This window comes from Halobellus ruber (assembly GCF_014212355.1).
In the GTDB taxonomy this organism is placed as follows: domain Archaea; phylum Halobacteriota; class Halobacteria; order Halobacteriales; family Haloferacaceae; genus Haloquadratum; species Haloquadratum rubrum.
This window is the reverse complement of the sequence record NZ_JACKXD010000003.1, coordinates 565435-585937: the sequence shown is the minus strand read 5'-3', so window position 1 is coordinate 585937 and position 20503 is coordinate 565435. Positions and strand designations below refer to the sequence as shown.

Annotated in this window: 18 protein-coding genes and 1 tRNA gene; 9 read left to right on the top strand and 10 right to left on the bottom strand. The window is 65.1% G+C overall.

Going from position 1 to position 20503, the window contains the following annotated elements:
- Window positions 1-153 precede the first annotated feature (153 nt).
- The 8 genes from H5V44_RS18000 to gnd all read right to left on the bottom strand — a co-directional run bounded on the left by H5V44_RS18000 (window position 154) and on the right by gnd (window position 8723).
- On the bottom strand, window positions 154-966 hold the full coding sequence (locus H5V44_RS18000) for a PAS domain-containing protein (RefSeq protein ID WP_185193212.1): 813 nt from the start codon (window positions 964-966) through the stop codon (window positions 154-156).
- The gene (locus tag H5V44_RS11335; RefSeq protein ID WP_185193211.1) at window positions 956-2104 is read right to left on the bottom strand and encodes a sensor histidine kinase; all 1149 of its coding nucleotides are present in this window, start codon (window positions 2102-2104) and stop codon (window positions 956-958) included. Before H5V44_RS11335 ends, H5V44_RS18000 begins: the two co-directional genes overlap by 11 nt.
- On the bottom strand, window positions 2097-3566 hold the full coding sequence (locus H5V44_RS11330) for an ATPase domain-containing protein (RefSeq protein ID WP_185193210.1): 1470 nt from the start codon (window positions 3564-3566) through the stop codon (window positions 2097-2099). Before H5V44_RS11330 ends, H5V44_RS11335 begins: the two co-directional genes overlap by 8 nt.
- A gap of 707 nt (window positions 3567-4273) precedes the next feature.
- The gene (locus H5V44_RS11325; protein ID WP_185193209.1) at window positions 4274-5227 is read right to left on the bottom strand and encodes a DUF4268 domain-containing protein; all 954 of its coding nucleotides are present in this window, start codon (window positions 5225-5227) and stop codon (window positions 4274-4276) included.
- A 263-nt stretch (window positions 5228-5490) separates the two neighbouring features.
- Window positions 5491-6531: a hypothetical protein gene (locus H5V44_RS11320; RefSeq protein ID WP_185193208.1), complete on the bottom strand. Its 1041-nt coding sequence runs from the start codon at window positions 6529-6531 to the stop codon at window positions 5491-5493.
- A gap of 490 nt (window positions 6532-7021) precedes the next feature.
- A tRNA-Arg gene (locus tag H5V44_RS11315) sits at window positions 7022-7094 on the bottom strand.
- A gap of 66 nt (window positions 7095-7160) precedes the next feature.
- Window positions 7161-7751, bottom strand: a complete 591-nt coding sequence (locus H5V44_RS11310; protein WP_246403914.1) for a 2Fe-2S iron-sulfur cluster-binding protein — start codon at window positions 7749-7751, stop codon at window positions 7161-7163.
- Between the two features lie 66 nt (window positions 7752-7817).
- Window positions 7818-8723 carry a phosphogluconate dehydrogenase (NAD(+)-dependent, decarboxylating) gene (gene gnd, locus H5V44_RS11305; RefSeq protein ID WP_185193207.1) on the bottom strand — a complete coding sequence of 302 codons (906 nt, stop codon included), beginning with the start codon at window positions 8721-8723 and terminating at the stop codon, window positions 7818-7820.
- A gap of 233 nt (window positions 8724-8956) precedes the next feature.
- Between gnd and H5V44_RS11300 the strand changes: the two genes are divergently transcribed.
- The 8 genes from H5V44_RS11300 to H5V44_RS11265 all read left to right on the top strand — a co-directional run bounded on the left by H5V44_RS11300 (window position 8957) and on the right by H5V44_RS11265 (window position 16453).
- Complete coding sequence (locus tag H5V44_RS11300) at window positions 8957-10063, top strand: aminopeptidase (RefSeq protein WP_185193206.1); 1107 nt, start codon at window positions 8957-8959, stop codon at window positions 10061-10063.
- 126 nt (window positions 10064-10189) lie between these two features.
- On the top strand, window positions 10190-10606 hold the full coding sequence (locus tag H5V44_RS11295) for a 30S ribosomal protein S6e (RefSeq protein WP_185193205.1): 417 nt from the start codon (window positions 10190-10192) through the stop codon (window positions 10604-10606).
- 3 nt (window positions 10607-10609) lie between these two features.
- A complete protein-coding gene (locus tag H5V44_RS11290) occupies window positions 10610-11038 on the top strand; it encodes a DUF7112 family protein (protein ID WP_185193204.1) in 429 nt (142 codons plus the stop codon).
- A gap of 69 nt (window positions 11039-11107) precedes the next feature.
- Window positions 11108-12898, top strand: a complete 1791-nt coding sequence (gene pepF, locus H5V44_RS11285; RefSeq protein ID WP_185193203.1) for an oligoendopeptidase F — start codon at window positions 11108-11110, stop codon at window positions 12896-12898.
- A 124-nt stretch (window positions 12899-13022) separates the two neighbouring features.
- A complete protein-coding gene (locus H5V44_RS11280) occupies window positions 13023-13454 on the top strand; it encodes a universal stress protein (RefSeq protein WP_185193202.1) in 432 nt (143 codons plus the stop codon).
- Window positions 13455-13570: 116 nt separating this feature from the next.
- Window positions 13571-14962 (top strand): FAD-binding oxidoreductase, encoded by a 1392-nt coding sequence (locus H5V44_RS11275; RefSeq protein ID WP_185193201.1) that lies wholly within the window; start codon window positions 13571-13573, stop codon window positions 14960-14962.
- A gap of 240 nt (window positions 14963-15202) precedes the next feature.
- Window positions 15203-16285 (top strand): aldo/keto reductase, encoded by a 1083-nt coding sequence (locus H5V44_RS11270; protein WP_185193200.1) that lies wholly within the window; start codon window positions 15203-15205, stop codon window positions 16283-16285.
- A 3-nt stretch (window positions 16286-16288) separates the two neighbouring features.
- Complete coding sequence (locus H5V44_RS11265) at window positions 16289-16453, top strand: hypothetical protein (protein WP_185193199.1); 165 nt, start codon at window positions 16289-16291, stop codon at window positions 16451-16453.
- 34 nt (window positions 16454-16487) lie between these two features.
- Here H5V44_RS11265 and H5V44_RS11260 read toward each other — a convergent pair whose 3' ends face one another.
- Window positions 16488-17969: a heme-binding protein gene (locus H5V44_RS11260; protein ID WP_185193198.1), complete on the bottom strand. Its 1482-nt coding sequence runs from the start codon at window positions 17967-17969 to the stop codon at window positions 16488-16490.
- Window positions 17970-18120: 151 nt separating this feature from the next.
- On the opposite strand from H5V44_RS11260, the gene H5V44_RS11255 reads away from it, so the two are divergent.
- Window positions 18121-18540 (top strand): DUF4260 domain-containing protein, encoded by a 420-nt coding sequence (locus tag H5V44_RS11255; RefSeq protein ID WP_185193197.1) that lies wholly within the window; start codon window positions 18121-18123, stop codon window positions 18538-18540.
- Window positions 18541-18612: 72 nt separating this feature from the next.
- Here the strand turns inward: H5V44_RS11255 and H5V44_RS11250 are convergent, their stop codons facing one another.
- Entirely contained in the window at window positions 18613-20427 is a 1815-nt protein-coding gene (locus H5V44_RS11250; protein ID WP_185193196.1) for a site-2 protease family protein, read from the bottom strand.
- Window positions 20428-20503 lie beyond the last annotated feature (76 nt).

Here is a 20503-nt window from a genome sequence, read left to right as displayed (position 1 = left end):
CAGAGACATGAGAGATCAATCAGTCATTGCTTCCTGTCTGCAGGTTGTCCCACAGTCTCGAACCGCCTGCACAGTCGCTGACTCCGTCTCGACCTGAATCGCGTTTATTTCAGTGCGGAGATTGTAGCTTACCGCCCAATCGAGAGGCTCCAATTACTGCTGGCGGTCTTTGCGCTCGGTAATGTCTTGAACGATACCCCGAACGGAACTCAGTTCCCCGTCTACGTGCTGCGGTTCACCTATCGTTCGAACCCATCGGTGATCGTCCTCCGCGTCAGTAAGCCGGAGGTCGAGGTCGTACGGTTCACCATCTTCGACGGCGGCGTCGAATGCCTCCTCGATAATTGGCCGGTCCTCCGGATGGTAGTACTGGAAACTCTCCGTTTGAGACGGTGGTGTGTCTGGTGAAAGACCGTAGATGCGACGAAACTCGTCGCTCCACCACCATTCGTCAGCGTCGATATCGTACTCCCAAGCGCCGACGTTCGCAATATCCTGTGCCGTCGTGAATACATCGACCTGACGTTCGAGCTCACGCTTGCGATCGTGTAACGTGAGTGATTGCTCACGGAGTCGAAGCAGCGCCGCGAGTCGCCAGTGGAGCTCAGCCTGCTGGATGGGCATCGTGACGAGTTCATCAACCGTCTCTGTGACGACGTTATCGGCCAGCTGACCGGCATCTGTCTCGACGATATCAGATTCGGAGTCCGGAAGCAACAGGAGATATGGAAGCAAAACGGGGGCTGTCGTTGTTTTCTTCGTTCGAAGTTTGTCGTGATGTTTCCGGAATGCGGCTTTATCAAGGATACACACGTCGAACGTAGTCTCGCCGATTCCGTCCGCCAACTCAACCGGTTCGAGTGAGGGATGACCGTCGATCCACTCGACGAGCAACTGGCGGTTGCCCCCATCCAGAATGAGGGGGAGAACACGAGTCCCGGAGTCTGAAGTCGCTTCAGGAGTCACCATCGATCCCATCCACTTCGGCGGTCGGCTGTTTCGAGAGTTCTATCCCGATAGCGACACCTGATAGAGTCGAATCGGTGATCCGAAGCGTGCCGCCGTACTGATCAACGAGCGTATCAACGAGGTAGAGGCCGAGTCCCGCGGCGGGATGATTGGGTCCTTGCTCGGTTCGACCCAAGACAGCGTCCCGCCGGTCGGGCGGAATACCCGGACCGTTGTCGGCAATCGTGACGGTAACTGTCTCATCACCGTCTCGGACGGTTATCTCAACGCGTGGCGTGTCAGTGTCGTTGTGTTGGACTGCATTTTTCAAGAGGTTCCTGAACACCGACCCGAGGAGGTCGTTTGCCCTGACGTCTACCCGTGGAATCTCGCCGGTAACGACGAACTCGGTCTCATCGAACGTCGAACGATGGGTGGTGAGCTGCTCGGTCAACACGTCTCCGAGATTGATCGCCTGCAGGTCCGGTTCACCAGCCGTTTCGAGTATCTCACCGAATTCACGCACGACTCCCATGAGATCCACGACGTTCTGACTGCTGTCGAGAACCCGCTGGCAAATCTCGGCACCGGCGTCGTCCGTGTGGGCTTCGAGGCTCGCTGTGAAGCCCATGAGGACGTTCATTTCGTTCTGGATATCGTGATGCGTGACGCGGTTCAACAACAGGAGCTGGTCGGTCTTGCGCTGTAGTGCGAGCGACTGGTCTCTGATGCGTGTGAGCGTGGCGAGTCTGCGCCGCAACTCCGCGATGGCAATCGGCGTCGTCAGAATTTCATCGACCACCTGTCCGACCACCCTCTCTGTCTCCGCCTCGGTCTGGTCTTGGAGGCCGAGTCTATCCGCGGCGGTGTCGGAACGTACCAGAAGCACCGGGAGAAAAGCCTCTGTCTCTTCCTTTCGCTCTCGTAACGCTGTACCGTGCTCACAGAGCGACTGCTCGTCGATAATCACCATGTCGAAGTCCCTGTCCGGGACTCCAGCGTGGTCATCGGAGAGAGCCTCGTACTGGTCCTGTTGCTGTAGCCAGTTGACGAGCACCCGCTGATTGCCCGTCGAGGAGAGTATAGGCAAAATTCGGGTCGGTGGTGGTTCCGTTCCCGACGGGTCGGCGGGTGCAGGCTCGGGTGATTCAGTCAACATTCTCGTCCCATGTCGGTGTCCCGGTGAGAATTCCACGGAGTTCGGGGAGCGATTCTCCGACCCGCAGCCCGTGTTCGGTGATCTCCAGTTCCCGGAGCTGGTTCTCGAACTCGCTGGTGCGCATTTTGAGGACGCCGATTACTTTCCGGAGCGACCCTTTGTATTCGACGTGGCGCAGGACGACGATACTGTCGGCCAGATAGCTCATGCCCTGTTCGGTCGCGCGGAACTGGCCTGTGATATCGTGCACTTCGTTGGTTACGACTCCGGTCACGCCCATATTGCGGAGATAGCGACCGATCTTGACGAGATCCTGCATCGGTTCCGCGCCGACACCGCGCAGTGACTTCTCGAACCCGCTGGTTCCGTCTATCATTACGACCTCTGAGTCGTTGTCTTCGACTTCTGTTCGGATTTGGTGGGTGAACTCGTCGATTGTGAGTTCGTCCGGCCCGATCACCTCGACGTTGAGTGTCTCTCTGTCGATCATATCGGTTATGGGGATGTTGACGGCCTCCGCTCGCTCGAACAGTGTCTGTCGGTCCTCTTCGAAGCTGTAGAGGACCGAACGCTGGCCGCGCCCTGCGGTTTCTTTCATGAACTGGAGACCTGTCGTGGTCTTACCGACACCCGTGGGACCGCTCAGAAAGGTTATCGTTCCGCTGGTGAGGCCACCCGAGAGAAGCGAATCCAACTCCGGGACGCCCGAAGAGAGTTTCGCCGTCGAACGCTCCCGTTCGTGGCGATTGGGATCGAGCTGTGGCCAGACTCGCATGCCGTCATCGGTGATCTGGAGCGTGTGGTGGCCACGCCTGACAGAAGAGCCACGGAATTTCGAGACGTGCATCGTCCGACGCCCCGGCTCTTCCAGCATATTGATGACAGCATCGACGAGAAACTGCAGGTCGTCGTCGGGCATCGACGAGGCAGCCTGCGAGGTGAGCAGGACCGTTGCACCCTCGCTTTTGAGGAACTCGATGAGACCCAAAATCTGTGACCGGAACTGGTGGTCGTCGGGGGCGAGATATCTGAATTCGGTGACTGGATCCACGACGACCCGATCCGGGTTGACCTCCTGGACTTCTGTGCGAATGTTCTTGACCAGTGACGGTGTTTCCACCTCGTCAGCTCGAAACAGGGTGTACGTCTCCTCTTCCTGAAACCGGTCGCCGGAGGGAGAGAGGTTGAGAAACTCGACCCCATTGACATTGAGGTCGAAGTCCCGTGCGGTATCCCGAATGTAGTCTTCGGGTTCGCCGAGATTGATGTACATGGCGGTCTCGTCGGCATCAATGCCAGCGGCGAGAAAGTGCAGTGAGAAAATCGACTTCCCCGCCCCGGGTTCGCCTCGCACAAGCGTGGCGGATTCGGGGAGATAGCCGCCGCCAAGAATATCATCTGCGCCCCTGACGCCGGTTCCTACTCGCTGCTGTTGTTTGCCTTTACCGACTGTTGCCATACTCGTCTTGGATTATTCATACATATATACCCTCGCACTCAGTTTCAATAATTGATACTTTGAACTCGGCTTTGTACGCTTATGAACTCCGGAACTCAGTTATCGGCAGTATCAGGCGTTGAGAGTGTCTAAACCGTGCTTTCAATTAAATGCGCAGAGTCGAGCTGTGAAGTTATACTGTCGGCTATAGTCCCGTGACGGATTTCGACACCCCGGGGTGTCGAAAATCTTCACGTAGTTATAGCCAACAGTATCAAGCCTGCCGCCGGAGGATTTCCCCGACGCGGCGGTGTCCGCATCGATCCTTGTTCTACACGGTACGCCGTACCCGGCAGTCGACGAGAACGGATCCTCGATTCATCGAAACGATCCAAATCACTTGGACCTCCGGAAATTCCTCGACTCGGCTGATGATTGGTTAGATTTGGTCGTCTCGGGGCATCTGCACGTGGGAAGTCGTGGATCGATAGTGGGCTACGAGACTCCCCTACTCGTTACAGGCCCAACCGCGGAAATCAGCAAGTCGACGCAGGAGAACGATCCCTCAACGTGGTTGGTGACGATTGTGAACGGAGAGGTTCAAATCGAGCGGCAGGGTCTGGCGTAATCCAAAATAGAACTGGGGGAGGGGGGTGCGTCCGGCAAGACGGCTGGGATATGGGGCATCCACGTAGTGAGTCTACTGCACCGATGAACCCGTTCAGCAGTCAGTTGGATCCAAGCGCAGAAAGACGCGGTTCGAACTCTTCTTGAAACTCGTCCATAGCATCCACTCCCCATTCGACCAGGTACTCTCGCTGGTCAGCTGTTAGTTCGGTGATCGTCCCGTCGATATCTTCCGGCCGCTTGATTCGGCAGGCCTGTTTCCGAGGCAAACGCTCCCACTCCAACTCAACGCCCAAATTCTCCTCAATCTGCGTCTGTTCTCGTTTTAATGCCTCAAATATCTCCTCGTTACGTTCCTTATTCGACGTTGAAATATAGAGTTCGACGGAAAACTCCGGCCCCTGATGGAATACCCACCCGAATCTAACCCCTGAAATTCCAGCACTGAACGTCAGATAGTTTCGAGGCCCAGGGTTGAGTTTGTACCAGTTCGGACGCCTCTGGGAGTATGCATCGACCATCTCGGCGAAGAACTGTCGGTAGCTTTGCTCGGAGTCGGTAAGGGATTCGTCACTAACCTCCCGTTCCCATTCGTTGGGCTCAACGACGACTTCGAACTCGAACCCACGCTCCTCGGATCCCTCGATACTCACGACGCGGGGTTTGATCGCGAAGAACTTCGCACCTTTCGGTCCGGTTTCGTTCAACCATTCGAGCACGCTCCGGTGCTCCGGCCGAAACTCCTCGGCAAGCCACATCGTGAATCCGGCATTCTTGCCGGACGAGTACGTCAGGAGTTTACCCAGGTGATCGTGGTCCGTCTTGTTGTACTGATTCTCGATAACGACGGTTTCACCCGTGTTCATCTCCCGTGCAACGATATCAGCCGAGAAGTCGCCAACGGCTTCCTCTGCCCGTGCATCCTCAATCTCTATCCCCAACTCCGACGCTAACAGGTCGATGTTCTCCGTCAACCACCTCGTGAAATCCCGCTCCTCGTTTTCCCACACCGAACGAAGGTTATGCTCCCGGATTCGCGAAACGTTCCAGTCCATAGACACGCTTTCCGGGGAGTTTGAATAAAACGTCGTGGACTGTAGGTTCCCTGAGCGTGATCGTTGAGGGTTGTTGCCGGACGTACCCCCCCTCCCCGGGGAAGGTCGACTCCACATAGGATGCTGGACGCATCCCCCTCCGTCCCCGTCCTCCAGCCAACGTATGATATTGCCTCAAAAGCGCCCACAACGGCATTCTGGAAGGCAGATATGGCAGATTCTGAGGCTAAAACGGTGTTACGGAAATTAAAACACTGATCGACCTATCTTCGGCTCCACCCGTCCCAGTTGTCTCTTACAACGAATTCGATTTCCGAATGCTTGTACGTGTAGCGCTTAATATCGTTGTCCTCACAGTAATCCGCAAGTCCGACCGGAAGCACGCCGATCTCCTCGTAGTTTGGAAAAAAAGCGACGGTAACGTCTTCGCTCCCATCCGGAGTCTCTACCACGACGGCCGTATCCGGATCGGTGTGACTGGTCTTGATCACCTGATCTCCGGGCACGTACGGATTCTCGGCGAACGCGAGGTTCTCGTGTTTGTACGTCCAGAGCTTGATTCCTTGATCGTCGCAGTACGACGCGAGGATTGCAGGATGGTAGTCGCGCCACGCACCCGGCCCTTCATCGAGCGAACTCGGGAACGCGACCCGTACCGCTTCTCCATCCATCTCGTGTCCGAATGTACCGGTGTTCTGCTCCGGCGGCAGCACCTCGACAACAACCCCTACTGACGGCTCCGCGTCACCGGCTTTCACTACCCGATCACCCGGCGAGAACGGGTTCTCCGGCTTCTGGTTCATATGAGCGGTGTTTGGTCCGAGATCGAGCAGCTCGTTCATCGGTCGGGCCGCGAGGTGATCGAGTTTCTCCGGAGAGTTGCCGGAGAATTCCGCCTCGGTTTTGACCTTCGATTTCAACGTTTCGAGGCGCTCCCAGCCGAGCAGCATCAGACTGTCCTCGTTGTCGCGATGCCAAATCATCACTACGATATCGTCATCGGAATCCTGCTCAACGAGGGATTCGGGAAGAAACGCAGACACGTCTCGGGACGATTTTACGTCGACGGTGTACCCGAACACCTCGAAGTCGTAGCCGGAGAAACTCTCGGAGTTACACCGCCGGATCGCCTCCTCGTTTTTCCATTCCCACATCTCGACGGGAAGATACTCGCGACAGAACTGCTCGAACGCGAGCTCACCGAGATTGCCGATCCGCTTGATGTCCAGATCATCCGCCCCCTGGATGACCGCTTGGTGGTGAGCACGTTCGTGGTCAACCTCGTCCGTGGTAAATCGATACACTATTAATCGATCAGACAAGGGATAAATATACTTTCGTAAGGGAGTATCAAATCAAGGATTTGGACGAAACTGAACGTATCTTGAATATAAAAACTCGACAGTTGCTCCCCAAATCGAGATGATACGGCGTAAAGAGGCCGGTATCCGCCCAAAATAAGTTAATTTGATGAATACTTACGTATTTCACGAACCGCACGAAGGCGACGACCCCCGTTACGCTACGTAACGAACTCAAAATCGTAACTACGGGGTTAGCTTATATACACCCGGCCGCCGTCCGTTGAATTCGCCCCGCCAGAAACGCTGACGGACCCGACGGGAGTCACGCGAGTGAAACGAGCGTGACAACGTCGGGGGAGTGAGATTTCGCTTCGCGAAATCGAACGGACCCGACGGGATTTGAACCACGGTCGCTCACCCCGTTCGCTCCCTGCTTCAAATCCCGCAGCTGTCGCTGATTCGCTCTCCACTTCGTTCCGAACAGAATCAGCGGACCCGACGGGATTTGAACCCGCGGCATCCTGGTCCGGAACCAGGGACTCTGTCCACTGAGCTACGGGCCCTCAGCGAGAAGTATCGCTGCCGTCCGTTTAACGGTTGTGAACCGATCCGAGGTCAACACCGCCGGTTTATGGCGCTTCGCCCGTTTCGATCGTGAAGTCAGCACGCGGGTACGCCACACAAGTCAGCGTGTATCCTTCGCCGAGTTCGCCGTCGTCGAGCATCTGTTGGTTGTCGTGGACCACGTAATCCTCGGAGTTGCCGCCGGAGGTGATCTGGCCGGCACACGAGACACATTGGCCCTGCCGGCACGCATACGGCAGGTCGAAGCCCTCGTCCTCGCCGGAGTCGAGCAGGGGTTCGTTGTTGGGAACCTCGATGGTCGCGCCCTGCTTCGTGAACTCGACCTCGAAGTACTCCACCTCGTCGTCGGGGATGTCGGCGGGACTCGTCTCCTCGGCGGACTCGCCGTCCTCGAGTTCGCCCTCCTCGCCCTCGCCGGCCGGGACCGCCGCGGGGGCCGCACCGCCGCCGCCGATGGATCGGTTCATCGGCTCGGGGAAGTCCGTTTCCGGGACGGCGCTCGCCCGCCGTTCGAGCACCTCCTGGGAGATGTCCGCGGTGGGGGTCCACCCGGTGCCGCGGGCGTAGTGCAACGCCACGGCAAGCAGCGTCAGCGTCACCCCGAGGCCGAGCCCGACGAGGTTTATTTCCACCATATGCGCGGCTATGGAGTCGGAGGTTAAGGAGGTTGTGATTGTTTCGAAGCCCCCGCCGCCCGGACCTCAGCGCCGAGCGACCTCGTGGCGACCGAACCCGTACCGGAGCCGGTTGGCCAGCCGCCGGGCAAACCGACCCGTTCCGTCGCCGGTCGCCCGCGATCCGAACCGTTCGGCCAGCGCCTGGTAGATGAGCGGCACCGGCACCCCCTGCTCCAGCGCCTCCTGGACCGTCCACGTCCCGGTGGAGCCGCCGGCGACGTGGTCGGCGACGTCTCCCAGGTCCGAGCCCTCCTCGCGGAACGCCTCCTCGCAGAGCTCCAGCAGCCACGACCGGATGACCGCCCCGTTGTTCCAGGTCCGGGCGACGGCTTCGAGATCGAGGTCGTAGCGGCCGTCCGCGAGGAGCTCGAACCCCTCGCCGTAGGCCTGCATCAGCGCGTACTCGACGCCGTTGTGGACCATCTTCACGTAGTGACCCGACCCGCTCTCCCCCATCCGGTCGTGGCCGGCCGGCCCCGTCGCCACCGCGTCGAAGACGGGGGTCATCGCGTCGTAGGCCCACTCGGGGCCGCCGACCATCAGCGAGAACCCGAGTTCAGCCCCCGCCGGCCCGCCGGAGGTGCCGCAGTCGAGGTACGCGGCGTCTGTCGACGCCGCCCGCCGGACCGAGTCCTCGAAGTGGGAGTTCCCGCCGTCGACGACGACGTCCTCGGCGGAGAGGCGAGGTTCGAGTTCCTCTACGGTCGCGTCGACCGCCTCGCCCGCGGGCACCATCAGCCAGACGCGCTTGTCGTCGCCGAGGCGGTCGGCGAGGTCGTCCAGACCCTCGGCGGGCGTCGCCCCCGCGTCGGCGGCTGTCGCGACCGCCTCCCTGTCGAGGTCGAACGCCACCACGTCGTGACCCGCCGCGAGCACGCGGTCGACGACGATCTGTCCCATCCGGCCGAGTCCGACGACGCCCAGTTGCATACCGCCGACTGCGACGCGCGCGGAGGTAGTGATTGTGGTTTCGGCGTCGACGTGATCTTCCACCCCGTTCCGATGCCCGATTCGGCGACTTACTCCTGCGACTGCTGCCGAAGAGCCGCCACGGGTGGGACTGGAAGGGGCCACGGTCTCCTCGGACCCATCCCCGGTGACTGATTTCCGGACAAAACTGTACCGTCGAAACACGCTTCCCCCGCCCACCCAACCTGCGTACTATGGACGAACGCGTACGCGACCACGCCGAGGTGTTAGTGGACTGGAGCGCGCGGATCGACTCGGGCGACCACGTCGTCGTCCGCGTCGCCGAGGGCGCACACGACCTCGCGGTCGCCGTCGCGGAAAAACTCGGCGAGCGCGGGGCGACGGTCGCCACCTCGTACGCCTCCGACGAGGTCTCGCGGGCGTACCTCCGGGCGCACGACGGTGACTTCGAGACGCCGGCGCACGAACTCGCACTCTACGAGCACGCCGACGCCGTCCTCTCCTTAGGCGGCGGTCGCAACACCTTCGCGACCGCCGACGTCGACGGCGACACCCGGCAGGCGTCGGCGAAAGCGGTCGCGCCCGTCCGGGAGGCCCGACTCGCAACCGACTGGGTGTCGACCGTCCACCCGACCCGGTCGCTCGCCCAGCAGGCCGGGATGTCGTACGAAGCCTACCGGGACTTCGTCTACGACGCCGTCCTCCGCGACTGGGAGATGCTTGCAGAGGAGATGCAGCAGTTGAAGCAGCTCCTCGATGCGGGCAGCCAGGTCCGACTCGTGACCGAAAACACCGACCTCACGATGTCGATCGAGAGCCGCACCGCGGTTAACTCCGCGGCGTCGGTGGCGTACGACTCGCATAACCTCCCCTCCGGCGAGGTGTTCACCGCGCCGTACGCCACGGAGGGAACGGTCCACTTCGACGTGCCGATGACGATCTCCGGGTCCCGAATCCGCGACGTCACCCTCCGGTTCGAGGACGGGGAGGTGGTCGAGCACGCCGCGGCGGTCGGCGAGGAAGTCATCGGCGACGTCCTCGACACCGACGAGGGTGCCCGGCGGCTCGGCGAACTCGGGATCGGGATGAACCGCGGGATCGATCGAGTGACCGACAACGTCCTCTTCGACGAGAAGCTGGGCGACACCGTCCACCTCGCGGTCGGGCGGGCCTACGACGCCTGCCTCCCGGAGGGCGAATCCGGCAACGACTCGGCGGTCCACGTCGATCTCATCACCGACGTGAGCGAGAACTCCCGGCTGGAAGTCGACGGCGAGGTGATCCAGCGGAACGGCCGGTTCCGGTGGGAGGAGGGGTTCGACGCGGACGAGTCGGCATAAACGACCGCGGTCGACCGCGTCACCTCCCTGCTTCCGTCCTCAACGGTCCAAGCGCGCGCTCACGCCGCCGCTGCCCGCAGCAACGCTTTCGACGTGCTTTTTATTCGCGGCCGTCTCGTGTGGCGTATGGCCGAATTCCAGATCGTCGTCTCCGACGAGACCGGACACACAGAGCAGTTCGAGGTCGACGGACAGGACGCGAACCGCTTTCTCAACCGCGACCTCGGCAGCGAGGTCGACGGCGGCGCGGTCGGGCACGACGGGGTCACGCTCGAACTCACCGGCGGCTCCGACGAGGCCGGCCGCCCGATGCGGGCCGACGTCGCGGGCTCGGAACTGAAAGAGCTCCTCCTCGAGGGCGGCGTCGGCTACCACCCCTCCAACGAGGGCGAGCGGAAGCGCGTCACGGTTCGCGGCCGACGCATCTCCGAGGCGACCGCACAGATCAACGCCCGGATGGTCGACGGCACCTTCGGCGATGACGAGGCCGACGTCGACGAGGCCGACGCCGACGCTGAGGCGGACGGGAACGACGAGGAGTAAGCCGTGTCCGAGCGCGTCCCGAGCGACCACCCGTCGGTGACGACGCTCCGCGCGCACCTCGCCCGAAGCGGGGGCACCCGACGCCCCTGTCTCCGACTGCCCGACGACGCCGCCGTCGAGGCGGGCGACGTCGTCCGGCTGTTGCTCGACGGCACCACCACGTACGCCCGCGTCGACACCGACGCGACCGGCCCCTTGATCAGTGGCGCGTACGACAACGAACGCCTGGTCCGGTCGCCCCGGGAGGGCGACAACCGGCTCGTCGAATGGTGTGACGCCCACGACCGGGGGCCGGGCGACGCCGTCGAACTCGACGAACTCGACCCCGGCTTCCGTTATGGCCTCCGCGACCCCGGCGACCGGGTGGTCTACGACGTCCCCGCCCGCCCCGACGAGTCGCTGCGGGACATCGCCGCGTCACTTCGGGACTGAGGGCCGAACGTCGCCCGCGACGCTACTGCGCCACGTAAGCCTTACTTCCGCAGCCCGGGTTCACAACGTATGAGCCAGGTGCCCGAACGGAGCGAACTCCCGACCGAAGACACGTGGGACCTCACCAGCATCTACGCTGACGACGACGCGTGGCGGGCGGCCTACGAGGCCGTCAGCGACCGCGTCGAGGACCTCCGCGAGTACGAGGGTCGCGCGACCGAGAGCCCCGACACGCTCCTGGAGTTTCTGGAACTCCGGGAGTCGGTCCTCCGGGAGGTCTCGAAGGTCACGAGCTACGCCAGCCTCCGGAGCGCCGAGGACACCCGAAACCAGGAGTACCAGGCGATGCAGGCCAAAGCCGAGTCGCTGTCGTCGACGGCGAGTTCGGCCACCAGCTTCCTCGACCCCGAACTCCAGGAACTCGACCGCGAGGGCGTCGCGGCGTTCGTCGACAGCGAGCCCGCGCTCGCGGAGTACGAGCACTACTTCGACGACGTGTTGCGGACGAAGCCCCACACCCGATCGGCGGAGGTCGAGGAGCTGCTCGCCGACCTCGGGGAGGTCGCGGGCGCGGCCTCGGACGTCTACGGGATGCTCTCGAACGCGGATCTGACGTTCCCGACGGTCGAGCGCCCCGACGGCGAGTCCGTCGAGATCACCCAGGGCAACTTCACGAAGCTCCAGAAACATTCCGACAGGGCGTTCCGGCGGACGGTCTACGAGGCGTACTACGACGAGTGGGCGGAGATCCGGAACGCCGTCGGGACCTCGCTCAAGAACAGCGTCAGAAAGGACGTGAAGTACGCCCGCGCCCGCAACTACGATACCGCCCGCGAGGCGGCGCTCGACGGCCCCAACGTCCCGGTTGCGGTGTACGACACCCTGCTCGAGGCCGTCCACGACAACCTCGACGCCCTCCACCGTCACGCCGAACTGAAACGGGAGGCACTCGACGTCGACGAACTCCGGATGTGGGACCTCTACGCCCCGATGACGGGGCCCGAGAGCCCGGAGATCCCCTACGAGGAGGCCGCCGAGTACGTCGTCGAGGCGGTCGCGCCGCTGGGCGACGCCTACCAGGAGCGGCTCCGGGAGGGGCTCGACTCCCGGTGGGTCGACGTCTACGAGAACCGCGGGAAGCGCTCGGGGGCGTTCTCGGCGGGCACCTACGACACCCAGCCGTTCATCCTGCTGAACTACCAGGACGACATCTCCTCGATGTTCACGCTGGCGCACGAACTCGGCCACTCGCTGCACTCGGAACTGGCGAAGGACGCCCAGCCGTGGCAGTACGCCGACTACACCATCTTCGTCGCGGAGGTGGCCTCGACGGTCAACGAGACGCTCCTGACGCATCACCTGCTTGAAACCGTCGAGGACGACGACCTCCGGCTCCACGTCCTCGACGAGTACCTCGAACGGTTCCGGTCGACGCTCTACCGGCAGACGATGTTCGCGGATTTCGAGCTTCGGATCCACGAGATCGCCGAGGACGACGGCGCGCTCACGCCCGACCGGTTCGACGAGGTGTACCGGGATCTCAAAGCCGACTTCTACGAACCGGCCGTTCTCGACGACCGGATCGCCCGGGAGTGGATGCGGATCCCACACTTCTACTACAACTACTACGTCTACCAGTACGCCACGGGGATCTCCGCGGCGGTCGCGATCGTCGAGCGGATCCTTTCGGAGGGCGAGACGGCAGCGGCGGACTACCGCGACGCGCTCGCGATGGGCGGCTCCGCGTATCCGATGGACGTGCTCGACACTGCCGGCGTCGATATGGCGTCGCCGGAGCCGGTCGAGTCCGCGCTCGGGGTGTACGACGAGTATCTCGGGCGGATGGCGGACCTGATATAAGCGGTCGGTCGCGTCGGACTTCGTCGCCGACGCTCGCTCCCTGATGGCGGCGGTTCACCCGATTCGCTCCCGTCGGTCGGGAACCGCCGGACGGATTTATACGCTGGTGCTCGAATACGCACGTATGCAGTACCTCGTCGCAGTCGACGGTTCCACGGAATCGGACCAGGCCGTCGAGTACGCCGCGACGCACGCGATCGGTCTCGGCGCAACCCTGGAGATCGTCCACGTCTTGGAACCCGAGACCGAACTGATCGACGGCGAGATCGTCCTCCCGGGGGGCGACCGGGCGACCGACATCGGCGAGCAGGTCCTCAACCGGGCCAGACAGCGGGCGACCGAGGCGGTCGCCGACCGCGACGGCGGCCTCGAAACCGACACCAAACTCCTGACTGGGCGGCCGTCGGACGCGATCGCCGACTACGCCGACCGGGCGGGCGTCGACGCCATCTACCTCGGCCACCGGGGGCTCTCGGAGGAACGCGAACAGGTCGTCGGCAGCGTTGCCAAGAGCGTCGTCGACAAGGCGACCGTTCCGGTCACGATCATCCGGTGATCGGCGTCGCCGTCGAAGCCGGCGCAGGTCCGCACGTCGACGGGGTCGCGACACTCCCAGCGGCCGGGGGCGGCGCGGCCACAAACGGTAATCCGCGCGATCGGGTAGCCGCCGATATGGACCCACACCGTGACGCCCTGTCGACGGCCGCGTCGCTCCCGCTTGCGACCCTCTCGAACCGGCTCGCCGGCGACCTCGTCACTCCCGACGATGGCGAATACGCGGGGGCGCGCCGCGTCTGGAACGGGATGGTGAACGAGTATCCCGCGGCGATCGCGTACTGCAAGCGGGTCGACGACGTGACCGCGGCGATCGCGTTCGCCCGCGACCACGGTCTCGCGGTCGCCGTCCGGAGCGGCGGCCACAGCGTCGCCGGCGCGTCGGTCGTCTCCGGCGGCCTCGTCGTCGACTGTTCCGGACTGGAGTGGGTCCGCGTCGACCCCGAGGACCGGATCGCCCGCGTCGGCGCGGGTGCGGACTGGGGGCTGGTCGACCGCGCCACCCAGTCGTTCGGGCTAGCGACGCCCGGCGGCGTGGTCTCCGACACCGGCGTCGCGGGGCTCACGCTCGGCGGCGGCACGGGCTACCTCTCGCCGAAACACGGCTTCGCCGCCGACAACCTCCGGGCGATCGACGTCGTGACCGGTCGCGGCGAGCGCCTGACGGCGACCCCCGACCGGAACGAGGACCTGCTGTGGGCCGCCCGCGGCGGCGGGACCGTCGGCGTGGTGACCGCCTTCGAGTTCGACCTCCACCCGCTCGACCACGACGTGCTCTACGCGGAGTCGTGGCTGCCGGCGGACCGCGCGGCCGAAGTGCTCCGGGAGTACCGGCGGTACCAGGAAGCCGCCCCCGACGAGGCGTGCGTCTTCCCGTCCTTCGCCCGGGTTCCGCCGACGCCGGAGTTCCCCGACACCCGGCACGGTGACCCCGCGGTCGTGGTGGCTGGGGTGTACGCCGGCGAGCCGGCGGCCGGCCGCGACGAGTTCGAGTGGTTCGTCGGCGGCGCCGACACCTTCAGGACCTCCGTTGACGCGATGCCGTACGTCGACCTCCAGTCGATGCTGGACGCGGACTTCCCCGACGGACGCCGGTACTACTGGAAGGCCGTCCCGCTCGCGGAGCTCCGCGACGACGCGATCCGCGAGCTCCGGCGTGCGACCGAGCGGGCGCCTTCGGACCTCTCGACCATCGTCCTCTGGCCGATGCACGGGGCGGTCGGACGCGCCGGCGACGACGCGGGTCCGATCGTCGGCCGCGACGCCTCGGTCGTCGTCAACGTCGAGGCGGCGTGGGACGACCCGACGGCGACGGCCGCAAACGTCGAGTGGGTCCGGGAGACCTGTCGGGCCGTCGAGGGGGACGCGTCGCTGCCGGGTACGCTCCCGAACTTCGCCGGCGGGACGGATCCCGACGCCGACGACGTGTACGCCGACCGCGCCGCGCGGCTGCGCGAGGTCCGCGAGCGGTACGACCCGGACGGGATTTTCACGTACGAACGGGGGTGAATCGCCGGTTCTGCCGGGGATACGACGCTGAGCTGGTGGCGAACAGTCGGCACTCGGCTCCCTCCCGCGCCGGCGTGCCGAGCGATCGCTACCCGGCGCGGGGCTCTGCTCAGATCACGCGGCGGATGGTCCCGGCTTCGGAAATAAACCCACGGACGGCCGGGGCGTCCCGACGGGCGACGTCGGCCGTGTGATCCGCGGAGTCGACAGCCTGAATAGAGCGCCGACCAACGCTGGGGTATGAACGTCCGGACGCTCGGCGACTCCGACGTCGAAGTCAGCGAGGTCGGGTTCGGCGCGTGGGTGGTCGGCACCGACTGGTGGGGCGACCGCACCCGCCAGGACGCCATCGACCTCGTCCACCACGCGATCGACGAGGGAATCACCTACTTCGACACCGGCGACGTCTACGGCCACGGCGACAGCGAGAAACTCCTCGGCGAGGCGCTCGAAGACCACCGCGAGGACGTCACTGTCGCCACGAAGATCGGCTACGACTTCTACAACAACCCCCAGGCCGGCCACGGGGAACTCCCCAAGGAGATCTCCGGCGAGTGGGTCCGGAAAGCCACCGAACGCAGCCTCGACCGGCTCGAAACGGAGTACGTCGACGTGCTCCAGTTGCACAACGCAAACGTCGACGAGGTCGACGCCGACGTGCTCGAAGCCCTCGACGAACTCCGGGAGGAGGGACTCGTCCGCGCGGTCGGGTGGGCGCTCGGCCCCTCGATCGGGTGGCTCGCGGAGGGCGATATGGCGATCGAAGCGGAGTTCGATTCGGTCCAGCTGGTCTGGAACCTCCTCGAACAGGAGGTCGGCAATCACTTCCTCGACACCATCGCCGAGACCGGCTCCTCGACCAGCCTGATCCCCCGCGTGCCGCACTCCTCGGGCCTCCTGAACGAGCAGGTCACCCCCGAAACGGGCCACGACCTCGACGACCACCGCGGGTTCCGCCCCGACGCGTGGTACGAGACCGGGTGGGAGAAACTGGAGGCGCTGCGGTTCCTCGAACGGGATGGGGAGCGCACGATGGCCCAGGCCGCGATCGCGTACCTCCTCAGCCACGAGGCAGTCGCCACCGTGACGCCGACGTTCCACACGAAAGCGGACATCTCCCGGTGGGCGGCGGCCTCGGAGGTGCCGAAACTCTCCGACGACGAACTCGCCCGCGTCGCCGACCGCTACGCCGACAACTTCGGGATCGACCGCGACGACGGAATGGACGAACTCCGGTCGTCGGTCGACGGCGAGGACATCCGCGCGGCGGGGATCGACAAGCGGGCGACCGCCGGGCCGCGGAACTCCGCGTCGTCGGACTGACGGATGAACCGCACCCGGTTTCTCGTGGTGACGGCCGCCGTCCACCTCCTGCTCGCGGCGTGGGTGCGACGCGACGCCGACGCCCGCGGAATCGACCCCTCGCCGTGGGACGCGGTGACGCTTTTCGCCGGCGTCGTCGGGGTCGCGGGCTACCGTCGCAGTCGGTGAGAGACGGCCACACGCGGCGACCTGCGGAACGACTCTACGCCAGGAAGACGTGTCGCGGCCGGTCGGCAAGCACCTCGCGGCCCCACTCGACGGTCTCGCCGAACTCCTCCGAGCGGAAAAAGGCCATCGCGTTCTCGCGGGCGTCCCACTGACTGGAAATGAACATGTCGTTCTCGTCTTCGACGTTCGCAAACAGGTCCGTCTCCTGGTGGCCCTCCATCCCCTCGAGGATCCCCTCGACGTCGTCGAAGGTGTCGTGGAACTCCTCGCGGTAATCGGGCTTGACGGTGTAGAACATCCCCATCGTCCCGAAGCCCGACTCCTCGCCGGCGCGGGAGACGACCTCCGGCAACTCCGAGAGGAAACCCGCGGCGGTCTCGGCCGCGGAGGCGGTGTCCCAGATGCTCACGACCGCGTTGCGGTCGCGCCCGCGGGCCTCGTAGACCGCGGTCTTGACGTGGGTGTCGTAGTGGTCGAAGTTCCCGCGGAGCCCCTCGACCTCCGAGAACAGCTCGTCGGTGTCGGCCGCGGAGTAGAGCACCGTCGCGTAGACGTCCTCGCCGTGGGGCTGGCCCGCGTAGATGTCGAGGTCGGCGAGTTCCCGGCGGATGTCGTCGGCGTCGTCGCCGTCGTGACCATCCTGCTCGGCGTCGTCGTCGCCGTGACCGTCGGCGTCGCTTGCGTCCCCGCTGTCGGCGTCGCCGTGAGCGTGTGCTTCACTCTCGTGACCCGCTTCGCCCGTCGGCACCGTCTCGCCCGCCAGATACGCGCCGAGGTCGGCGGGCGGGAACCGGCGGCCGACGTAGAACTCCCCGAAGTCGCTGTACTTCGCGGAGACGTCGTCGAACCGCATCTCGTAGACGATGTCCTTGATGTCCGTGGGGTCGTCGGCGAACAGCGTCACGCCCCACTCGTGGTCGTCGAACCCGACCGAGGAGGCGATAATCTGGTTGATCCGGCCGGCGTACCCCTTGCCGGTCTCGGCGTGCTCGGCCATCAACTCCGCGCGCTTCTCGAAGTCGAGGTCGTACCAGTTGTACGATTCGCCGCGGCGCTTCGTCATGGGGTAGAAGGAGACGTACCCGTCGTCGGGGATCTCCGGGGTCAGCTTCCCCTCCATATACCGGCGCGTCCCCTCGTCGACCGCCTCGGGCTCTTCGAAGAACTCCGGGGTCGAGTATCCGGAGATCTCCGTGACCGACACGTACGAGGTGGTCTGCTCGGTGAACGACGCGAGCGCCGTCCCCTCGAACCGGCGTTCGGCCCGCGAGAGGGCGCCGAGCGTCGGCCGGAAGTGGAGCACGAGGAGGTCGGCCTTGTGGCCGAGTACCGAGAACACGCCGGAGTCGCCCTCGTCGGCGTCGTCGACGGCCTCGTGGGTCCGGAGGTACTCGACTCCCTCCTCGATCGCGCGGTCGCGTTCGCGGTCGGGCGCCTCGCGCCAGGCGTCCCAGTCGACGGTTCGGAAGTCGTGGAGGACGAACCACCCTTCGTCGGTCGGGGGAGCGTCAGTCATACCGCACGGTTGGCACGCCACCGGTATGGGCGTTGCGAGTCGGCGGCGGGATCCCGACGCGGGCCGACGTTCGCCGCCACAGTCCCGACCCTGCACCCGTGTCGCCACGGCTCACATCCCGCTTTATGTTCTCGGCGAACCATCACGTCGTATGCACCCGACGACCGTTCTCCGGATCGAGGGACTCGCCCTGTTCGGCGCCGCGACCGCGGCGTACGTCGCGCTCGGGGCGCCGGTGTGGCTGTTTCCCGTCCTCGCGCTCGCTCCGGACCTCTCGATGCTGGGCTACCTCGCGGGCCCCCGCGCCGGCAGCCGGGCCTACAACCTGTTTCACACCACGGTTGCGCCGATCTCCCTCGGGGCACTCGGCCTCCTGGTGGGCGTGACCCCCCTCGTGTGGGTCGCCCTCGTGTGGGCTGCCCACATCGGTGCCGACCGGGCCGTCGGCTACGGGCTGAAGTACCCGACCGAATTCAGACGGACGCACCTCACGCGCGCCGATGCCCACACCGACCCGGTCGGCGAACCTGCCGACGGCCACGCCGATGCCGTCCCGATCGGACGCGAGTAGCGGGGACGCGACTCCCGCAAAGCCGATACGACCGGCCGGCGCGTCGTGGCCGCCGCACGCCGACCCCGTTCGTTACCCGCCGAGGACGGTCGGCCCGAACACCAGGATGAGAAGCGACATCAACATCGTCACCCCGACCGCGGTCGTGATCGTGCTCACGACGCGGTTGCGGTCGGGGACCGGCAGCCGGGCGACCACCGCCTCCGCGCTGGTCCGGAGGATCCGGCCGCCGTCCAGCGGGTAGCCGGGGATGCAGTTGAACAGTGCCAACTGGAGGTTGATCCACGCCATCCAGAAGGCGACGTTCGCGAGGACGAACACGCCGCCGCCGAGGGCGCCCAGCGGCCCGCCGACGGAATAGAAGTTCAGCACGTTGCCGGTGAACCCCGGGAAGTTGGGGATCCCGAGCACCAGGGAGGCAAGCGGGAGCACGAGCGAAATGTAGACGGCGCCCAGCGGCGACTCCGCGATCGCCCCCGAGAGGCTGGTGGCGTCGGGGCCGCCGTCGCCGCCGAGGAGTTCGATGTAGGTCCCCGCCGGATACGCCTGCGCGCCGAAGTCGGTCAGGAGCAGCCCGCTCGTCCCCGGGAAGATGTTGACGCCGAGGAAGCCGGTGCCGTCCCGCGGGTTGGTGCCGAGCGTCACGTCGTAGGTCTCGGCGGCGCCGTCGTGGTACAGTTCCACCGACACGGTCTGTCCGGGGTCGGTGTCGTCGAGTGCGCGGGTGAGTTCCGCCGCGGTCACCACGCGCTCGCCGTCGATCGCGGTCACGATCACGCCGGGTTCCGTCGGCGCGCCCGTCTCGGCGAGCGGGCCGTCGGCGGCGACGCGGGTGAGATACGCGCCGGCCGGGATCGTGACGGCCCCGCGTTCGGTCTCGACCTCGACGACCCGGCCCTCGCCGACGGCCTCGACGAACCCCGGCCGGGTCGCCACCGCCGAGCCGTTGACCGCGGTGACGTTGACCGCCGACTCCCCGACCGAGAGGTTCGCGGGGTTGCCGGGGACCGAGTCGACCGCTACGAGCGACCGTTCGACCTCGGTCGTCCGAGCCCCCCGGTCGGCGGCGCTTCCCCCGCCGTCGAGTTCGACCGTCACCGTCCGGTCGTCGGCGTCGAGCAGGGCGGCGTCGAGCGTGGTCTCGTTGTCGACGGGGACGCCACCGACCGCGGTGATCCGGTCGCTGGGGCCGATCCCCGCGGTCGCGGCGGGCGACCCCTCGTAGGTGTCGGCGACGGCCATCCCGGGGGCGACGCCGATGCTCGCGACCACGGGGCCGAAAAGCAGCGCGAAGGCGACGATCGTCACGAAGAAGTTGTTCGTCACGCCCGCGGCGAACATCCGGGTCTTGCCCCCCCGGGAGGCCTCCCGCTGGCTCTCCTCGTCGGGTTCGACGAACGCGCCGAGCGGGACGATCGCGAGCAGGAACACCCCCATCGACTCGATCTCGATCCCCTCGACCCGACAGAGGATGCCGTGGCCCCCCTCGTGGACCACCAGTCCCACCAGCAACCCGAAGACGATCTCCGGGGCGACCGACAGCGGCAGGAAGTCGTTGACGCCGGGCACCACGAGGAAGTTCTGCGGCTGGTTCACCGACGACGCCGGCGGGGGCTGCTGGAGGATCGCGATCCCCTGGAGCAGCAAAAAGAGGAACATCCCGGCCATGATCACGAGTGCGGCGCCGACCCCGAGGTTGGTCCACGCCCGCCAGAACCGCTTGGGAGCGGCGATCCGGTCGATGAACTCCCGCCCCCGCTTCGTGTGGACGGTGGTAAAAGGGCCCTGGAGCCGCACCGAACTCGGCACCAACCCGCGCCGCGAGAGGAAGAGCGCGACGGCGGAGTAGGCGGCGAGTCCGACGAGCACCCACAGAAGCGTGTCCATTGGTGGACCGGACGAGTTGCGCGCAAAAAGACGTGTCGGGTCGGGGGGAGCCGCAGGTACACTCCGGCCCGCCATC